At 50.6% G+C, this 2,102-nt stretch carries 1 protein-coding gene; it reads right to left on the reverse strand.

Annotation, left to right across the window (positions count from 1 at the left end):
* Positions 1-441 precede the first annotated feature (441 nt).
* Entirely contained in the window at positions 442-1,905 is a 1,464-nt protein-coding gene (locus tag OB13_RS15790; RefSeq protein ID WP_461491140.1) for an aminoacyl-histidine dipeptidase, read from the reverse strand.
* Between the last annotated feature and the right edge of the window lie 197 nt (positions 1,906-2,102).

Raw genomic sequence — 2,102 nt, forward strand, 5'->3', positions numbered from 1 at the left:
TGTCATCCCCCTGCCCCCTTCGAAGGGGGATTTCTGCTATTACCATTTGACAGGTATAAGATCTGCTACATGCCCTTTGCAGGTATAGCAAGACATCCTTACAACCTCAGCTACGCAGGTATAGACATTAGCCAAGTGCACCAGCGACGATTTTGTGTTTGAGCGGTCAGCGAGTTTAAAAGCGTCTTGACTTTTTTGCTTACTTTTTTTGTCAAGAAAAAAAGTAAGGCCCCACCGGCCAGGTGAAGCGATGAAACAATGTCAGGTTGAAGCCTGATGAAGACTAGGGCTACAAAGTGAAGTAGGATTAAGAGCTGCAAGCTCGCACCAGCATTTAGGTATAGCAAGCCATATCTGAAATACCGACACCATACCTATTTTAATTAACAAAGCCGCTCTGCGATTACACAGAGCGGCTTTGTTAATTAAAATATCGTATTGCTATACCTTAGCCGGTATACGCTGGAGCGTATCCAGCAGAAAGTCCCAGTACTTCTGCACGGAGCTGATCTGCGCTTTCTCGTCAGGGGAGTGAGCGCCCCGTATGTTGGGTCCGAAAGAGATCATTTCCATCTCGGGATAGTTGGCTCCGATGATGCCACATTCGAGTCCGGCGTGGCAGGCATTTACGTGGGCTTCGCCCTTATACTTCTCTTTGTAGAGATCGCTCATCAGTTGTACAATGCCGGCACCTGGTCTGGGTGTCCAGCCCGGATACATGCCGCTGAAGCTGACCGTTGCTCCGGCAAGTTCCAGTGCAGATTTGATCGCGGCGGCCAGGTCCATTTTCTCGCTGTCCACGGAACTGCGGGTGAGGCACTGGATGGTGCTTGTACCGTCCTGCACCAGCACACGCGCCACGTTGTTGGACGTCTGCACGAGGTGCTCGATGTCGGGGCTCATGCGGTAGATTCCGTTCGGGCAGGCATAGATAGCCCGCAGCAGTTTGCCCTGAATTTCTGTTGGTAATACCTGGTTAGGTGCTTCTGTTGCATCCAGTTGTATTACGAGATTTGGGTCAGTGGTAGCATGCTCCTGTTTCAGGATCTGCGTCTGCTCCTGCACAAATGCTTTGAAGGCTTCTTCCTGTCCTGCAGGTATAGCCAGGATGGCAAAGGACTCGCGTGGTATGGCATTGCGCAGGCTACCACCATCAATGGTACCTACTCGTAGTCCAAACTGCTCCGTAGCATGATGCAGCAGGCGGTTCATCAGTTTATTGGCATTGCCCCGTCCCAGGTGAATGTCCATACCGGAGTGGCCGCCTGTCAGACCTTTTATGCTCAGCTTGTAGCCTTTTACATCGCCTGAAACACTCTCAGGTTGGTAAGTGCTGCTGGCGTTGATGTCTACACCGCCGGCGCAACCGATGGTGAGTTCCGTATCGTCTTCGGTATCCAGGTTGAGCATGATCTCAGCTTTGAGCAAACCGCCTTTCAGGCCAAGGGCACCGGTCATACCCGTTTCTTCATCGACCGTAAACAAGGCCTCGATGGCCGGATGCGGAATGTCAGTAGAAGCAAGCAGCGTCATGATGGAGGCTACACCCAGGCCATTGTCAGCGCCCAGTGTCGTACCTCTTGCTTTTACCCAGTCGCCGTCCACATACATGTCGATCCCCTGTGTGTTGAAATCGAAATTGGTGTCGGCATTTTTCTGGTGCACCATGTCTACGTGGCTTTGGATGAGCACCGTTTTCCGGTCTTCCATACCGGGAGTGGCAGGCTTCTTGATGATCACGTTGCCGATCTCATCCTGTATGGTTTCCAGCCCGAGCTTCTGTCCGAACTCTTTAACAAATTGCACGACACGCTCTTCTTTTTTGGAAGGTCGTGGTACCGCATTCAGATCTGCAAAATTATTCCAGAGGGCTCTGGGCTCTAAGGCTCTTACTTCAGTGCTCATATAAAATATCTTTATGTCTCTTGTTTTGATTTAGGTATAGCTGCCTGCTGATGGAGTTTATATCTACAGCGAAGCTGGCTGTAAGTTACTAAGAATCTGTTAAAGGAGGTGCTGGGGCGGGGTAAACACTGTCTTTTATGCAGTGTAGTTGCGGTTTGAGCTTTGGCAAATTGTTATACCGCCAGTTTGAGCGCAGC

Source organism: Pontibacter sp. HJ8, assembly GCF_054824225.1.

Coding starts and splice junctions, on each gene's coding strand:
- OB13_RS15790 (WP_461491140.1), bottom strand. CDS start 1,905: ATGAGCACTGAAGTAAGAGCCTTAGAGCCCAGAGCCCTCTGGAATAAT.